17 protein-coding genes are annotated in these 14,378 nt (G+C 64.5%); 11 read left to right on the top strand and 6 right to left on the bottom strand.

The features are described 5' to 3' along the window. Position 1 precedes the first annotated feature (1 nt). Positions 2 to 541, bottom strand: coding sequence for a CAP domain-containing protein (locus IE126_RS02095; protein ID WP_189380054.1), 540 nt, complete (start codon positions 539 to 541; stop codon positions 2 to 4). Between the two features lie 176 nt (positions 542 to 717). Between IE126_RS02095 and IE126_RS02090 the strand changes: the two genes are divergently transcribed. The 5 genes from IE126_RS02090 (at position 718) to IE126_RS02070 (ending at position 4,148) form a co-directional block, all read left to right on the top strand. Further along, a complete protein-coding gene (locus IE126_RS02090) occupies positions 718 to 1,350 on the top strand; it encodes an ATP-dependent Clp protease proteolytic subunit (protein WP_054301051.1) in 633 nt (210 codons plus the stop codon). Positions 1,351 to 1,462: 112 nt separating this feature from the next. After that, the gene (gene clpX / locus IE126_RS02085) at positions 1,463 to 2,728 is read left to right on the top strand and encodes an ATP-dependent Clp protease ATP-binding subunit ClpX (RefSeq protein ID WP_054301052.1); all 1,266 of its coding nucleotides are present in this window, start codon (positions 1,463 to 1,465) and stop codon (positions 2,726 to 2,728) included. A gap of 121 nt (positions 2,729 to 2,849) precedes the next feature. After that, a complete protein-coding gene (locus tag IE126_RS02080; RefSeq protein WP_108130328.1) occupies positions 2,850 to 3,224 on the top strand; it encodes an NADH:ubiquinone oxidoreductase subunit NDUFA12 in 375 nt (124 codons plus the stop codon). A 13-nt stretch (positions 3,225 to 3,237) separates the two neighbouring features. Further along, positions 3,238 to 3,717 carry an outer membrane lipid asymmetry maintenance protein MlaD gene (gene mlaD / locus IE126_RS02075; RefSeq protein ID WP_108130310.1) on the top strand — a complete coding sequence of 160 codons (480 nt, stop codon included), beginning with the start codon at positions 3,238 to 3,240 and terminating at the stop codon, positions 3,715 to 3,717. Beyond that, on the top strand, positions 3,714 to 4,148 hold the full coding sequence (locus IE126_RS02070; protein ID WP_082400649.1) for a DUF2155 domain-containing protein: 435 nt from the start codon (positions 3,714 to 3,716) through the stop codon (positions 4,146 to 4,148). The genes mlaD and IE126_RS02070 overlap by 4 nt, the downstream gene beginning before the upstream one ends. Here IE126_RS02070 and aat read toward each other — a convergent pair. The 3 genes from aat to accB all read right to left on the bottom strand — a co-directional run bounded on the left by aat (position 4,145) and on the right by accB (position 6,684). Next, on the bottom strand, positions 4,145 to 4,717 hold the full coding sequence (aat, locus tag IE126_RS02065) for a leucyl/phenylalanyl-tRNA--protein transferase (protein WP_189380053.1): 573 nt from the start codon (positions 4,715 to 4,717) through the stop codon (positions 4,145 to 4,147). The two genes, IE126_RS02070 and aat, sit on opposite strands and share 4 nt — an antisense overlap. 112 nt (positions 4,718 to 4,829) lie before the next feature. Then, positions 4,830 to 6,176, bottom strand: a complete 1,347-nt coding sequence (gene accC, locus IE126_RS02060) for an acetyl-CoA carboxylase biotin carboxylase subunit (protein WP_108130308.1) — start codon at positions 6,174 to 6,176, stop codon at positions 4,830 to 4,832. Between the two features lie 19 nt (positions 6,177 to 6,195). Next, positions 6,196 to 6,684 (bottom strand): acetyl-CoA carboxylase biotin carboxyl carrier protein, encoded by a 489-nt coding sequence (gene accB, locus IE126_RS02055; RefSeq protein ID WP_189380052.1) that lies wholly within the window; start codon positions 6,682 to 6,684, stop codon positions 6,196 to 6,198. A 323-nt stretch (positions 6,685 to 7,007) separates the two neighbouring features. Here accB and IE126_RS02050 point away from each other — a divergent pair, with 323 nt between their 5' ends. Together IE126_RS02050 and preA are read left to right on the top strand one after the other, a co-directional pair. Further along, positions 7,008 to 8,336 carry an NAD(P)-dependent oxidoreductase gene (locus IE126_RS02050; protein ID WP_108130306.1) on the top strand — a complete coding sequence of 443 codons (1,329 nt, stop codon included), beginning with the start codon at positions 7,008 to 7,010 and terminating at the stop codon, positions 8,334 to 8,336. 24 nt (positions 8,337 to 8,360) lie between these two features. Further along, a complete protein-coding gene (gene preA, locus IE126_RS02045) occupies positions 8,361 to 9,662 on the top strand; it encodes an NAD-dependent dihydropyrimidine dehydrogenase subunit PreA (protein ID WP_189380051.1) in 1,302 nt (433 codons plus the stop codon). 7 nt (positions 9,663 to 9,669) lie between these two features. Here preA and IE126_RS02040 read toward each other — a convergent pair whose 3' ends face one another. Further along, positions 9,670 to 10,062, bottom strand: coding sequence for a hypothetical protein (locus IE126_RS02040; protein WP_189380050.1), 393 nt, complete (start codon positions 10,060 to 10,062; stop codon positions 9,670 to 9,672). 94 nt (positions 10,063 to 10,156) lie between these two features. Continuing rightward, positions 10,157 to 10,768, bottom strand: a complete 612-nt coding sequence (locus IE126_RS02035) for a TetR family transcriptional regulator C-terminal domain-containing protein (RefSeq protein WP_189380049.1) — start codon at positions 10,766 to 10,768, stop codon at positions 10,157 to 10,159. A gap of 208 nt (positions 10,769 to 10,976) precedes the next feature. On the opposite strand from IE126_RS02035, the gene IE126_RS02030 reads away from it, so the two are divergent. From IE126_RS02030 to IE126_RS02015, 4 genes are all read left to right on the top strand, one after another. Further along, entirely contained in the window at positions 10,977 to 12,305 is a 1,329-nt protein-coding gene (locus IE126_RS02030) for an aspartate aminotransferase family protein (protein WP_189380048.1), read from the top strand. Positions 12,306 to 12,359: 54 nt separating this feature from the next. Then, a complete protein-coding gene (locus IE126_RS02025; RefSeq protein ID WP_054301061.1) occupies positions 12,360 to 12,665 on the top strand; it encodes a cupin domain-containing protein in 306 nt (101 codons plus the stop codon). Positions 12,666 to 12,719: 54 nt separating this feature from the next. Next, positions 12,720 to 13,163 carry a DUF302 domain-containing protein gene (locus tag IE126_RS02020; RefSeq protein ID WP_152968319.1) on the top strand — a complete coding sequence of 148 codons (444 nt, stop codon included), beginning with the start codon at positions 12,720 to 12,722 and terminating at the stop codon, positions 13,161 to 13,163. Positions 13,164 to 13,267: 104 nt separating this feature from the next. Further along, a complete protein-coding gene (locus IE126_RS02015; protein WP_189380047.1) occupies positions 13,268 to 14,374 on the top strand; it encodes a calcium-binding protein in 1,107 nt (368 codons plus the stop codon). Positions 14,375 to 14,378: the final 4 nt, after the last annotated feature.

The following is a 14,378-nucleotide window of genomic DNA, read 5'->3' as shown; positions in this document are numbered from 1 at the left end:
CTCAGCGGGGCAGGGCAAGCTCCAGCACCCAGGCCGAACGTGTGCCCTGCGCCAGCCCCAAAGCGGCCTCGGTCACGCGCGGGTCCAGCAGATTGGCGCGATGGCCGGGTGAGTTCATCCAGAAGGCCACCAGCCGGTCGGGCGCGTCATCAAAGCCGTAGCCGGTATTTTCCGATGCGCGCCGCGGTGCATAGCCATAGCGGTGCAGCCGGGTCTGAAGCGTCGCGCCATCCGATCCGGTATGCGAATAGCTTCCACGCGCGGCATTGTCACAGGCATGGGCCTGCGCGACCTGCCGCAGCCGGGAGGAGGGCGTCAGACGGCCCAGACCACGCGCCGCGCGCAGGGCATTGACCTGCGCCAGAATCCGCGCCTCGTCGGCAGTGGCGCCCTGTGGTCGGGGACAACTGGCGCTGGCCGGGGCAGGGCCTGCCACGACAGTTGTCTTCCCGCGGGAGGCGGGGACCGGAATCACCACGCAGCCCGCGAGCAGGGCAGCGGCCAGCACGGCCAGGGCGGGGCGGAGAGGGGTCTGTGTCATATCGGCTCCGTCAACGCATTCGCTGCCTTGGTTAGCCTGCCGGGAAGGCGCGGTCCATCCATCCGCGCACCACATCCTGTTTACCCTTGCGCCCTTGCAGCCCCCGGCGCGCGACACTAAGACTCGGGTAACTGGACGACGATATTGCTCGGAACATAGACAACAGGCAGGCGAAGATGAGAGACCCGATCGACACCTACATGAATACCCTTGTCCCCATGGTCGTCGAACAGACCAGCCGGGGCGAACGCGCCTACGACATCTATTCGCGCCTGCTGAAAGAGCGCATCATTTTCCTGTCCGGCCCGGTGCATGACGGCATGTCGAGCCTGATCTGCGCCCAGCTGCTGTTCCTTGAGGCGGAAAACCCGTCGAAGGAAATCAGCATGTATATCAACAGCCCCGGTGGCGTCGTGACCTCGGGCCTGTCGATCTACGACACCATGCAATACATCAAGCCCAAAGTCTCGACCCTCGTGGTCGGCCAGGCGGCCTCGATGGGTTCGCTCCTGCTGACCGCCGGTCATCCGGGGATGCGTTTCTCGCTGCCCAACAGCCGCGTGATGGTGCACCAGCCCTCGGGCGGCTATCAGGGGCAGGCGACGGACATCATGATTCACGCCCGCGAGACCGAGAAGCTGAAACGCCGGCTGAACGAAATCTACGTCCGTCACACCGGCAACGATTACGAAACCGTCGAAGCCGCGCTGGAGCGCGACAATTTCATGTCCGCCGAGGATGCGAAGGCGTGGGGCCTGATCGACGCGATTCTGGAAAATCGCGGCAAGGCCGAACCGGAAGACAAGTGATCTGCGGCCCCCGGCGGCTCGACCGTCGGGGGCGTTTTCGGATTGTGAAGGCGAAAGGCTTGGCCTAAGCTTTCCAGATTGCGCCGCAAGGCGCGCACGGCAGAGGACGACAATGGCGACGAATTCCGGCAGCGACAGCAAGAACACCCTCTACTGCTCGTTCTGCGGCAAGAGCCAGCACGAGGTGCGCAAGCTGATTGCGGGCCCGACCGTGTTCATCTGCGACGAATGCGTCGAGCTGTGCATGGATATCATCCGCGAGGAAACCAAATCCTCGGGGTTGAAAAGCTCCGACGGTGTTCCCACCCCGCGCGAGATCTGCAAGGTGCTGGACGATTATGTCATCGGCCAGGAGCATGCCAAGCGCGTGCTTTCGGTCGCAGTGCACAACCATTACAAGCGGCTCAACCATTCCTCGAAGCAGGATATTGAACTTGCGAAGTCGAACATCCTGCTGATCGGCCCCACCGGCTGCGGCAAGACGCTGCTGGCGCAGACGCTGGCGCGGATTCTGGATGTGCCCTTCACGATGGCTGATGCGACCACGCTGACCGAGGCGGGCTATGTCGGCGAGGATGTGGAGAATATCATCCTCAAGCTGCTTCAGGCTTCGGAATACAACGTCGAACGGGCGCAGCGCGGCATCGTCTATATCGACGAGGTCGACAAGATCACCCGCAAGTCCGACAACCCCTCGATCACCCGCGACGTATCGGGCGAGGGCGTGCAGCAGGCGCTTCTGAAGATCATGGAGGGCACGGTTGCCTCGGTGCCGCCGCAGGGCGGGCGCAAGCATCCGCAGCAGGAATTCCTGCAAGTGGATACGACGAACATCCTGTTCATCTGTGGCGGCGCTTTTGCGGGGCTGGAGCGCATCATCGCGCAGCGCAACAAGGGCACGGCCATGGGCTTTGGCGCTGCGGTGCAGGGGCCGGACGAACGCAGCGTGGGCGAGCTGTTCAAGGAACTGGAACCCGAGGATCTGCTGAAATTCGGCCTGATCCCCGAGTTTGTCGGCCGTCTGCCGGTCATTGCCACGCTGACCGATCTGGACGAGCCTGCGCTGGTCACCATCCTGACCGAGCCGAAGAACGCGCTGGTCAAGCAGTACCAGCGGCTGTTTGACATCGAGGGCGTGAAGCTGACCTTTACCGATGAGGCGCTGACCGCCATCGCCAAACGCGCGATCAAGCGCAAGACCGGCGCGCGCGGCCTGCGCTCCATCATGGAAGACATCCTGCTGGACACGATGTTCGAACTGCCGGGCATGGGCGATGTCTCCGAGGTAGTGGTGAAGGACGAGGCGGTGAACGCCGGGGCGAAACCCCTGCTGGTCCATACCGACGCCAAGAAGAAAGAGCCGGCGGCGGCGGGTTGACCGCCCCGCAAACGGCTGTGAAAGGCGGGCATTCGCCCGCCTTTTTCTTTTGCGGAACTTGGCACTGGACGCCGGAAGGCCCTTGGTCCATATGAAGGCAAACACCTTCGGAGATCGGCCCATGGAATTCCTCAAGCGTCTCGTCACCTGGTGGAACAGCCAGACGCTCGGCACCCAGATTTTCACCGCGCGCAAGGGCGTGAAGGTGGGCGAGGACGATCAGGGCAACATCTATTACGAAACCCGTGACGGCAAGCGCCGCTGGGTGATCTTCAACGGTGAGGCCGAGGCCAGCCGCGTGTCGCCCGACTGGCATGGCTGGCTGCATTTCACCTGGGATCAGCCGCCGACCAGGGCGCCGCTGGCCCACAAGACCTGGGAAAAGCCGCATCAGGAAAACCTGACCGGCACGCTGGCCGCCTATGCGCCCGCAGGTTCCATCCGCCGCGCCGCGCCGGTCGAACGGCGCGATTACGAGGCGTGGCAACCCGAATAAGGGGCGCGATATCATGGCCGAAAGCACCACCGAAGTCATCGCGGGCGGCGCCGTTCTGGCCGTCGCTCTCGGGTTCCTGATCTATGCCGCGCAGGGCACGGGCTTTGCCCGCACCGGCGGCAGCTATGACCTGCGCGCCTCGTTCCAGTCGGCCGAAGGCATCTCTGTCGGCACCGATGTGCGGCTGGCGGGCGTGAAGGTTGGCACTGTCTCGAAGCTCGACCTGAATCCGCAGACTTTCTATGCCGATGCGGTGTTCAGCATCCGCAACGGGGTTGACCTGCCGACGGATTCCGCCGCGCTGGTGTCCTCCGAAGGGCTGCTGGGCGGCAATTTCATCGAACTGCGCCCCGGTGGCCTGCCCGACAATCTGGCGGCGGGAGATGAGATCGAGGATACGCAAGGCTCGGTCAGTCTCGTCGGCCTGCTGATGAAGTTCGTCGGAAAAAGCGCCAGTGACGCCATGTCGGGTGATGCCGGGGCGACCGAATGAAGTGGCTTCTTGCCCTCGCACTGGCGGCGACGCCCGTCGCGGCGGAAGAGGTGACTTCGGCGCCCGGCGGCATTCTGCGCTGGCTCGACAAGATGACCGGCGAAACGGCGGATATTGAACTCAGCCGGGGGCAGGCCGCGGTTTCCGGGCGGCTGACCATCCAGCTTGATGAATGCCGCTATCCTTCGGCGAACCCCGCCTCCGACGCCTATGCCCATCTGACCATCATGGAAAAGGGGCGCGAGACGCCTGTGTTTTCCGGCTGGATGCTGGCCTCCAGCCCGGCGCTGTCGGCGCTGGAACATCCGCGCTATGATGTCTGGGTGCTGCGCTGCGTCATCCCGGGCCAGCAGCCGCTGGACCTCGGGCCGGAGCCGACGCCGGACGATCAGCCCGACGACGAGTTGCAAGAGGCACCGCAAGAGGGCTAGAACCGGCCCTCGCGCTCCAGCGCTTCGGCCAGCCGCGCGTGATATTCCGCGCGGCTGATCTCGATGCCGCCAAGGCTTGCCAGATGCGGTGTCAGGAACTGGGTGTCGCATAACGTGAAGCCGCCGTCCCGCAGCCGCGCCACCAGATGCGCCAGCACGATCTTCGAGGCAGAGCGGCGGCGCGAGAACATGCTTTCGGCAAAAAAGGCGGCCCCCAGCACCACGCCATAGGTGCCGCCGACCAGCGCGCCATTCTCCCACATCTCAAGGCTGTGGGCATGGCCCATGCGGTGCAGATCAAGATACAGCGCGAAGATGTCGGCGTTGATCCAGGTGGTTTCCCGGTCGGCGCAGCCCGCCACGACGCCCGCGAAATCGCGGTCGGCGCAGATCTCGAACCCGCCGCGCCGGATGTCCTTTGCCAGACTGCGCGAGACGTGAAACCCGTCCAGCGGCAGGATGCCCCGCCTGCGCGGATCGACCCAGTGGATCGCATCGCTTTCCGCGCTTTCGGCCATCGGAAACACCCCGGCCGCATAGGCACGCAACAAAAGCTCGGGCGTAATCATGCGTATGATCCCGCTCCCGGCGTCTGGCTTGTATCCTGGCAGAAACATCGCAAAGGGGTCCGGGAGTGAGAAACCCCCGGATACCCCGTCAACAAAAGGCCGCGACAGTGCCTCAGGCGAATTGCTCCGCCAGCCATTTTTCCAGCCAGTGAATGTTGTATTCGCCGTTCTGGATGTCAGGCTCGGCCAGCAGCATGTGGAACAGCGGGACCGAGGTTTCCACCCCGTCGATGATCAACTCGCTCAGCGCGCGTTTCAGCCGGGCCAGCGCTTCGGGCCGGTCGCGGCCGTGAACGATCAGCTTGCCGATCAGGCTGTCGTAGTAGGGCGGAATGGAATAGCCGCCATACAGCGCCGAATCCATCCGCACACCCAGACCGCCCGGTGCGTGGAACACCTTCACCTTGCCAGGGCAGGGCGCGAAATTCGGCAGGCGTTCGGCGTTGATCCGCACCTCGATGCAGTGGCCGTTGATCTCCAGATCGCTTTGCGTGAAGGACATCGGCAGGCCCGCCGCGACGCGGATCTGTTCGCGCACGAGGTCAACGCCGAAGATGCCTTCGGTCACCGGATGTTCGACCTGAAGCCGGGTGTTCATTTCGATGAAATAGAACTCGCCGTCCTCATAAAGGAATTCGATCGTGCCCGCGCCGATGTATTTCAGCTTGCGCATGGCGGCAGCGCAAACCTCGCCGATTTCCGCGCGCAGTTTGGGGGTGATGCAGGGGCCGGGGGCCTCCTCGAACACCTTCTGGTGGCGGCGCTGCAAGGAACAGTCGCGTTCGCCCAGATGCACGGCATTGCCCTTGCCGTCGCCGAAGACCTGGATTTCGATATGCCGCGGCTTCTGGAGGTATTTCTCGATATAGACCTCGTCATTGCCGAAAGCGGCCTTCGCCTCGCTGCGGGCGGTGCGGAAGGCGATCTCCAGCTCCTCGGCGCTGCGGGCGACCTTCATGCCACGCCCGCCGCCACCTGCGGTGGCCTTGATGATGACCGGATAGACGATCTCTTCGGCCACTTTCAGCGCGGTTTCCAGATCGGGCACGCCGCCGTCAGAGCCCGGAACCACCGGAATCCCCAGCGCCTTCGCGGTCTCTTTCGCGGTGATCTTGTCACCCATGATGCGGATATGATCCGCCGTCGGCCCGATGAAGGTGAGCCCGTGATCTTCCAGCGCCTGCGCGAAACCCGCGTTTTCCGACAGGAAGCCATAGCCCGGATGCACCGCCTGCGCGCCGGTGATCTCGCAGGCCGAGATGATGGCCGCCTTGTTCAGGTAGCTCTGCCCCGAGGGCGCCGGGCCGATGCAGACGCTCTCATCGGCCATGCGGACGTGCATCGCATCGGAATCGGCGGTGGAATGCACCGCGACCGATTTGATGCCCATTTCGCGGCAGGCGCGGATGACGCGCAACGCGATCTCGCCCCGGTTGGCGATCAGGATTTTCTCGAACATCTGGGTCACCGGGCGGACCTCACTCGACGATCATCAGCGGCGCGCCGAATTCGACGGGAGTGCCATCGGCGACCAGAATGCGCTTCACCGTGCCGGCTTTCGGCGCGGGGATGTGGTTCATGGTTTTCATCGCCTCGATGATGAGCACGGTCTGGCCTTCGGTGACGGTGGCGCCCACTGTCACGAAGGGCGCGGCGCCCGGCTCGGCGGCCAGATAGGCGGTGCCGACCATGGGCGAGGTCACGGCACCCGGATGCTGGGCCGGATCTTCCGGCGCGGCGGCCGGGGCTGCGGCAGCAGCGGGTGCGGCTGCCGGGGCGGGCATGGCCATCGGCGCGGCGGCGACCGTGGTGGTCACGATATTCGCCTGTTTCACCACGCGCACGTCAAGGCTGTCATCCTCGCCATATTCGCGTTTCACCGAAAGCTCGGTCAGTTCGTTCTTGTTCAGAAGCTCTGCCAGGGCCTGGATGAAGGCAACGTCGGCGTCGGGGGAATGTTTGCTCATGCCATCCTCGTTTGTTCTGTCGGCGGGCGATGAGCGGCGCGTGATAGCGCAAGCAGCCCTGCCGTGGCTGACGCGGTTATACGCGAGGCGGGCAGGGGTGAAAAGCCTTCGCGTAACCTGGGCAGGCGCCATGGGCGGCGGGGGCGTCGCTTCGGGCGGGGGCAAGGGGAAGCTGGCGCCCATTTTCCCCGCAGTCCCCCCGGATCGCGCCTGCCTTGCGGGCAGCCGGGAAAAATCGACGCCGCGCTAAAATTTACCGATTGATAAAATTTTTGCCTGTGGCAGAGTGAGGTCAATCAATAAAACAACGGGAGGTTTGCGCCTTGTCCAACAGCCAGCTTACGCCCGGCATCGTGCCCGCGCGTCTGCCCGCCGCCAGCTATGAGGCGAATTTCGCCGACCATACGCCGCCGCTTGACCGGCATGAGGCGCAGGTGGCCGCCGACCGCTGCTATTTCTGCCATGACGCGCCCTGCATGACGGCGTGCCCGACCTCGATCGACATTCCGCTGTTCATCCGCCAGATCGCCACCGGCACGCCGGATGCGGCGGCGAAGACGATCCTCAGTCAGAACATCATGGGGGGCATGTGCGCCCGCGTCTGTCCGACCGAGACGCTCTGCGAAGAGGTCTGCGTGCGCGAGGTGGCCGAGGGCAAGCCGGTGGAGATCGGCCGGTTGCAGCGCTTTGCGACCGATACGCTGATGGCGAGGGGCGTGCATCCCTTCACCCGCGCAGCGGCGACTGGCAAGCGTGTGGCCGTGGTGGGCGCCGGGCCTGCGGGTCTGGCCTGCGCGCATCGTCTGGCGATGAAGGGCCATGAGGTGACGGTGCTTGAACGCCGTCCCAAGGCCGGGGGCCTCAACGAATATGGCATCGCCACCTACAAATCGACCCATGATTTCGCGGCGCGCGAGGTGGACTGGCTGCTGAAGATCGGTGGTATCACCCTGAAAACCGGGGTGACGCTGGGCAAAGATATCGCGCTGGCCGATCTGCTGGCCGATTATGACGCGGTATTTCTGGGGATCGGGCTTGCGGGGGTGAATGCCCTGCGCGCGGCGGGCGAGGATCTGCCGGGGGTGGAGAATGCGGTCGATTTCATCGCCGGGCTGCGGCAGGCGGCGGACCGTTCCGGCGTCGCTGTCGGGCGCGACGTGGTGGTGATCGGCGGTGGCATGACGGCTGTGGATGCCGCCGTGCAATCGAAGCTGCTGGGCGCCGAGAATGTGACCATCGTCTATCGCCGCGGCAAGGAGAAGATGAGCGCTTCGGGTTACGAGCAGGAACATGCCACGCAGACCGGCGTCCGCATCATCTACGGTGCCGCGCCGGTGAAGGTGACGGGCGGCGCGCGGGCCGAGGCGGTGGAGTTTGCCTATACCCAGGACAGCCCCGAGGGGCTGAAACTGCTGGGGGAGGGCTTCACGCTCAAGGCCGATCAGGTGTTCAAGGCCATCGGCCAGACCCTTGCGGGTGTGCCGGAGGGCCTCACCGTGGCGGCGGGCAAGCTGCCGAAACGCGCCGGTGACAAGCTCTGGTGTGGAGGCGACTGTGCGCTGGGGGGCGAGGATCTGACGGTCACCGCCGTGGCCGAGGGCCGCGACGCCGCCGAGGAGATCCATGCCGCACTGACGGGGGCGGCGGGCTGAGCGCCCGCATCAGGAGACAAGCATATGGCCAATCTCGCATCGAATTTCATCGGCATCAAATCCCCGAACCCGTTCTGGCTGGCCTCCGCGCCGCCCACCGACAAGAAGGTCAACGTCGAACGCGCCTATGAGGCGGGCTGGGGCGGTGTGGTCTGGAAGACGCTGGGCTCCGAAGGGCCGCCGGTCGTCAATGTCAACGGCCCGCGCTATGGCGCGATCTGGGGCGCCGACCGCCGCCTGCTGGGGCTGAACAATATCGAGCTGATCACCGACCGCCCGCTGGAGGTGAATCTGCAAGAGATCAAGGAGGTCAAGCGCAAGTGGCGCGACCGCGCCCTGATCATCAGCCTGATGGTGCCCTGTGACGAGGAATCCTGGAAGGATATCCTCGCCCGGATCGAGGATACCGAGGCCGACGGGGTAGAGCTGAATTTCGGCTGCCCGCATGGCATGGCTGAACGTGGGATGGGCAGCGCCGTGGGGCAGGTGCCGGAATATATCGAGATGGTCACGCGCTGGGTGAAGCAATATTCCCGCATGCCCTGCATCGTGAAGCTGACCCCCAACATCACCGACATCCGCAAACCGGCCGAGGCGGCGAAGCGCGGCGGGGCGGATGCGGTGAGCCTGATCAACACCATCAACTCGATCACATCGGTCGACCTCGACGATTTCGCACCGGAGCCGACAATTGACGGCAAGGGCACCCATGGCGGCTATTGCGGCCCGGCGGTGAAGCCCATCGCGCTGAACATGGTGGCGGAAATCGCGCGCTCGCGCGAAACCGCCGGTATCCCCATCAGCGGCATCGGTGGCGTCACGACCTGGCGCGATGCGGCAGAGTTCATGGCTCTGGGCGCGGGCAATGTGCAAGTCTGCACCGCCGCCATGACCTATGGCTTCAAGGTGGTGCAGGAGATGATCTCGGGCCTGTCGGATTACATGGACCGCAAGGGGTTCACCGATACGACGGAGCTGGTGGGCCGCGCGGTGCCGAATGTCACCGACTGGCAGTTCCTGAACCTGAACTATGTCACCAAGGCGCATATCAGCCAGGACGACTGCATCAAATGCGGCCGCTGCTATATCGCCTGCGAGGATACCAGCCATCAGGCCATCGAAATGGGCGCGGACCGCACCTTCACGGTGAAGGACGAGGAATGCGTGGCCTGCAACCTGTGTGTCAATGTCTGCCCGGTGGAGAATTGCATCACCATGGTGCAACTGCCGAAAGGTCAGGTGGACCCGCGCACCGGGGCGACAGTGGGGGATTACGCCAACTGGACGCAACACCCCAACAACCCTTCGGTGCGCGCGGCAGAATGATCGCGGCTCAGCCGCCGCGCAGGATGCGCAGACTGTGTTGCCATGCGATCATGGCAGGCTGCGCATCTTCCGACGGCATCGGGGCAGCCGGGGTTGGCCCCGCCTCGGGGTCAGCCGTATCCTGCGGCGGGCCCGGCCTTTCCCAGTCATCGACCAGAATGCTTTCGTCTCCGGGCTGCGGCACGTTGTCGAACGTGTCAGGATCGGGCCTGCCCGCGCATTGCAGCACCACGGTCACGCTGGCGGCGGCGGGTTGCACCGCGGCGGCCAGTTCCGTGGGGGCGACCCGCAGGCTGGCGGGCGGCTCGGAGGGCTGGCTGCCGCGTGCAGAGGTTATGCCGGGGTCAGGTTGGGGCAGGGCGCGCGCAAGCTGCGCGCCAATGGTGGACACGAATGTCATCGTCTCTTCCCTTTCGGTCAGAACGCCCCCGTCGTATCGTACCACGCAGCCGCCGCGTCGGGGCAGGGCGAATGCGTGGCATTTGAACGATCCGTCAGACCGCCAGCATCCGCCGGTAGAGCGTCTCCAGAAACGCCCCGGCCTCGGTAAAAGGATCATGGCCGGGGCCCAGCACGGCGCGGACCTGCACGTCGAAATCGGCGTAATGCTGGGTTGTGGCCCAGATCGAGAAGATCAGATGGTAAGGGTCCACCGGCGCCAGGCGCCCCTCGGCCACCCAGGCTGCGATTACCGCCGCCTTGTCATCGACCAGAGGTTTCAGCTCGCCCTGAAGCGCCGCGTCGATACGCGGCGCGCCTTGCAGCACCTCATTGGCGAACAGCCGGCTTTCGCGGGGGAAATCGCGGCTCAGTTCCAGCTTGCGGCGGACATAGCCCAGAATCTCGGCCACCGGATCGCCGCCCGCGTCCAGCGCCCGCAACGGATCGAGCCAGACCTTCAGAAGCCCGGCGATCAGCTCGGCATGAATCGCCTCTTTCGAGGGGAAATAATACAGCAGGTTGGGCTTCGAAAGCCCGGCGCGATCCGCGATCTGGTCCAGCGTCGCGCCACGAAACCCGGCCTGCGAAAACACCTCCAGCGCGGCCTCCAGGATGGCCTCGGAGTTCTTTTGCTGGATGCGGGTCTTCGGCTTGGCACGGGTCATCGGACCTCCCGGGTGAAACATTTGATCAAAGTGTCGGAAATGTGCCGCGGGAACGGCCAAACCCGATTGAGCGGCGGTGGCAAACCCGTCAATATGCCGACAGCCGCGCCCGGTCTTCCGGGTGCTGTCGCGTTGAATTTTGACCTCGGGGTCAAGGAAACTCAAGCCGTCGCGCGAAGTCTCGTGACGGATAAATGCGGAGATGATCATGGCGCTTGACCGTAAGCCGACGCCGAACGACCTGAATGCCTTCTGGATGCCCTTCACGGCGAACCGGCAGTTCAAGAAGACGCCGCGCATGTTCGTGGCGTCGAAGGACATGCATTACACCACCTCGGACGGTCGGCAGGTGCTGGATGGCACCGCAGGCCTGTGGTGCTGCAACGCCGGTCACTGCCGCCCGAAAATCACCGAGGCGATCCAGAAGCAGGCGGCCGAGCTGGATTACGCGCCTGCCTTCCAGATGGGACATCCGGTGGCCTTTGAACTGGCCAACCGTTTGGTCGATATCGCCCCCAAGGGGATCGAGCATGTGTTCTATACCAACTCGGGATCCGAGTCGGTGGAAACCGCGCTGAAGATCGCCATTGCCTATCACCGGGCACGGGGCGAGGGCGCGCGCACCCGTCTGATCGGGCGTGAGCGTGGCTATCATGGCGTGAACTTCGGCGGCATCTCGGTCGGCGGTATCGTCAACAACCGCAAGATGTTCGGCACGCTGCTGGGCGGTGTTGATCACCTGCCGCATACCCATCTGCCGGGTCAGAACGCCTTTACCCGTGGCCAGCCGGAGCATGGCGCCAACCTCGCCGATGATCTGGAACGTATTGTTGCGCTGCATGGCGCCGAAACCATCGCGGCGGTGATCGTGGAGCCGATGGCGGGTTCGACCGGCGTTCTGATGCCGCCGAAGGGCTATCTGGAAAAGCTGCGGGCGATCACGAAGAAATACGGCATCCTGCTGATCTTCGACGAGGTGATCACCGGCTTCGGGCGGCTTGGATCGGCCTTCGCGGCGCAGCATTTCGACGTGCTGCCCGACATGATGACCACTGCCAAGGGCCTGACCAACGGCGTGATCCCGATGGGCGCGGTGCTGACCACGGCCGAGGTGCATGATGCCTTCATGCAGGGCCCGGAACATATGATCGAACTGTTCCATGGCTACACCTATTCCGGCAACCCGATCGCCAGCGCCGCCGGCATCGCCACGCTGGACACCTACAAGGAGGAGGGGCTGTTCGAACGCGCGAACGACCTTGCTCCCTACTGGGAGGATGCGCTCCACAGCCTCAAGGGCCTGCCGCATGTCATCGACATCCGCAACATGGGCCTGATTGGCGCGGTGGAGCTGGAGCCGATGGCGGGTGAACCCACCAAACGCGCCTTCACGGCCTTCCTGAATGCTTATGAAAAGGGCATCCTGATCCGCACCACCGGCGACATCATTGCCATGTCGCCGCCGCTGATCATCTCGAAGGCGGAAATCGACGAACTGATCGGCAAGCTGGCCGAAGTGCTGAAAACGCTGCCGTAAGGCGGCCCGGACGCGGGGGGGGGGCCCCGCGTCCCTGCTTTTGGGGGAAGCGGGATGACGGAAGGTGCGATGCGGCTTCAGGCCATGGCCACGCTGCTGATGGAAAACGACCGCGTTCGGGTCTGGCGATATGATTTCGAACCGGGTGCCGAAACCGGCTGGCATGTTCACGGCCATGAATATGTCATCACCACGCTGACCGATTGCGCGCTGGTGCTGGAACTGCCGGATGGCGAGCGGCGCGAAAGCTTCATTCCCTCGGGCAGCGCCTATTCCCGTCCGAAGGGAACCGAACACAATGTCATCAATGGCGGTCCTGCGCCGATGAGCTTCGTCGAGGTGGAGCTGAAAGACGCCTGACTTGCGCCCTGGCGCTGTCTGCCGCAGACTGGCCCTGTCCAGACGGAGCCCCGCATGACCCTGATGACCCGCGTTCTGAGCGTTGCCGCGCTGATCTGCGCCACGACCCCTGCGGTTGCCGATGAATTTGTCACGGCGACCAGCGAGGAGGCATTCGAGGATGTGACCTTCGCGGTCGAAAGCGCCATTGTCGGGCGCGGGCTGGTGATCGACAGCCACACCCATACCGGCGACATGCTGGAACGCACGCGCGCCGATGTCGGCTCGGATGTGGTGCTGTTCGACGGGGCCGAGATCTTCCTGTTCTGCTCGGCCGAGGTGTCGCGCAAGGTGATGGAGGCGGACCCGACCAACATCCGGTATTGCCCCTACGCCATCACCGTCTACCAGCGGCCGGGCGAGGCGGTGACAGTCGGCTTCATGCACCGGGACGAGCCGACGATGGCCCCTGTGAATGATCTGCTGCAAGGGCTGGTGGCGGACGCTCTGGCAGGCTGAGGTTGTGCCGCAAGCCACCCGTACACGCTGATTGACAGGTTGTCGGGCCGGGCGCACAGTGATTGGGCTTTCTGCTTCATCATTGTGCAAAATCGGACTCTGACATGCGTATCCTGCAAGAGATTCGGGACGTGTCGCCCCTGGTTTCGGCGACATTTGAAGGCGATGTGTTCACGATTTCCGCCACCTACCAGACCGATGGCTGGCTGATCGAGGAAACCGGCTACTACCAGTATGACGGCGGTTTTCTGGTGCTGGAAATCGGCGGGCTGGAATTTTACGATTCGGCGGGCGGCGATGATGACGGGTGGATTTTCGTCACGGCGCCGCTTCAGGTTGCCGCCGGGGAAATCGCCGGCTTCTCGGTGCTGTTCGGGCTGGACAATATTGATGCCTCTGGCTGGCGCTTCGCATTTTCCGCAGGCTGGCTTGCCACCTCGGGCAGTCTGACCGGGGGGGAGGGCATTGACCTGCTGATCGGATCTGGCGAGGCCGATACGCTTTCCGGTGGTCTGGGCGACGATCTGCTGCGCGGCGGCACGGGCGATGATGTGATCGACGGTGGCGCCGGGGCGGACCGGATGTTCGGCGGGGCTGGGGATGACATCTTTGTCGTCGATGATGCCGGGGACCGGGTATTCGCGGGTGGCCTGTCCGGCGGGGTCGATACGGTGCGGACGCATCTGGATTTCCGCCTCTCCGGCCCGCAGGCCAGGGGCGGGGTGGAGCGCCTGGAACTGACAGGCAGCGCCGATGTGGTCGGGATCGGCAACCGTTTTGCCAACAGCCTGCTCGGGAACGAGGGCCACAACCTGCTGGAAGGCCGGCGCGGCGCGGATACGCTGGCGGGCGGCGCGGGGAACGATACGCTCAGCGGCGGGGCGGGGCAGGATCGTTTCGTCTTCGACCTGGCACCGGAACTGGGCGGCACCGACCTGATTGTCGATTTCAGCCGGGGCAAGGACCGCATCCAGCTTTCGGCATCGGCTTTCGGCGGCCTCGTCGCCACGGCAGACGGGGCGCTGCCGGTCACGGCTTTCGCCGCGAATGCCGGGGGCGTGGCGCGGGATGCCGATGATCGTATCCTGTTCGACACCACGACGGGGCGGCTGCTTTACGATGCGGACGGCAGCGGTGAGGGCGAAGCGGTGGTCTTTGCGCGGCTGATCTCGGTTCAGACGCTGGGGGCCGCCGATTTCGAGGTGATCTGACGCC

This window comes from Gemmobacter nanjingensis, from assembly GCF_014652195.1.
Taxonomy (GTDB): domain Bacteria; phylum Pseudomonadota; class Alphaproteobacteria; order Rhodobacterales; family Rhodobacteraceae; genus Gemmobacter; species Gemmobacter caeni.
Note: the sequence above shows the minus strand (reverse complement) of the source record. Positions and strands in the feature narration are given on the sequence as shown.

Excerpts from the sequence above, each read along its gene's own strand:
- IE126_RS02095 (WP_189380054.1), bottom strand. The coding sequence starts at position 541 with ATGACACAGACCCCTCTCCGCCCCGCCCTGGCCGTGCTGGCCGCTGCC.
- IE126_RS02090 (WP_054301051.1), top strand. The coding sequence starts at position 718 with ATGAGAGACCCGATCGACACCTACATGAATACCCTTGTCCCCATGGTC.
- clpX (WP_054301052.1), top strand. The coding sequence starts at position 1,463 with ATGGCGACGAATTCCGGCAGCGACAGCAAGAACACCCTCTACTGCTCG.
- IE126_RS02080 (WP_108130328.1), top strand. The coding sequence starts at position 2,850 with ATGGAATTCCTCAAGCGTCTCGTCACCTGGTGGAACAGCCAGACGCTC.
- mlaD (WP_108130310.1), top strand. The coding sequence starts at position 3,238 with ATGGCCGAAAGCACCACCGAAGTCATCGCGGGCGGCGCCGTTCTGGCC.
- IE126_RS02070 (WP_082400649.1), top strand. The coding sequence starts at position 3,714 with ATGAAGTGGCTTCTTGCCCTCGCACTGGCGGCGACGCCCGTCGCGGCG.
- aat (WP_189380053.1), bottom strand. The coding sequence starts at position 4,717 with ATGATTACGCCCGAGCTTTTGTTGCGTGCCTATGCGGCCGGGGTGTTT.
- accC (WP_108130308.1), bottom strand. The coding sequence starts at position 6,176 with ATGTTCGAGAAAATCCTGATCGCCAACCGGGGCGAGATCGCGTTGCGC.
- accB (WP_189380052.1), bottom strand. The coding sequence starts at position 6,684 with ATGAGCAAACATTCCCCCGACGCCGACGTTGCCTTCATCCAGGCCCTG.
- preA (WP_189380051.1), top strand. The coding sequence starts at position 8,361 with ATGGCCAATCTCGCATCGAATTTCATCGGCATCAAATCCCCGAACCCG.
- IE126_RS02040 (WP_189380050.1), bottom strand. The coding sequence starts at position 10,062 with ATGACATTCGTGTCCACCATTGGCGCGCAGCTTGCGCGCGCCCTGCCC.
- IE126_RS02035 (WP_189380049.1), bottom strand. The coding sequence starts at position 10,768 with ATGACCCGTGCCAAGCCGAAGACCCGCATCCAGCAAAAGAACTCCGAG.
- IE126_RS02030 (WP_189380048.1), top strand. The coding sequence starts at position 10,977 with ATGGCGCTTGACCGTAAGCCGACGCCGAACGACCTGAATGCCTTCTGG.
- IE126_RS02025 (WP_054301061.1), top strand. The coding sequence starts at position 12,360 with ATGACGGAAGGTGCGATGCGGCTTCAGGCCATGGCCACGCTGCTGATG.
- IE126_RS02020 (WP_152968319.1), top strand. The coding sequence starts at position 12,720 with ATGACCCTGATGACCCGCGTTCTGAGCGTTGCCGCGCTGATCTGCGCC.
- IE126_RS02015 (WP_189380047.1), top strand. The coding sequence starts at position 13,268 with ATGCGTATCCTGCAAGAGATTCGGGACGTGTCGCCCCTGGTTTCGGCG.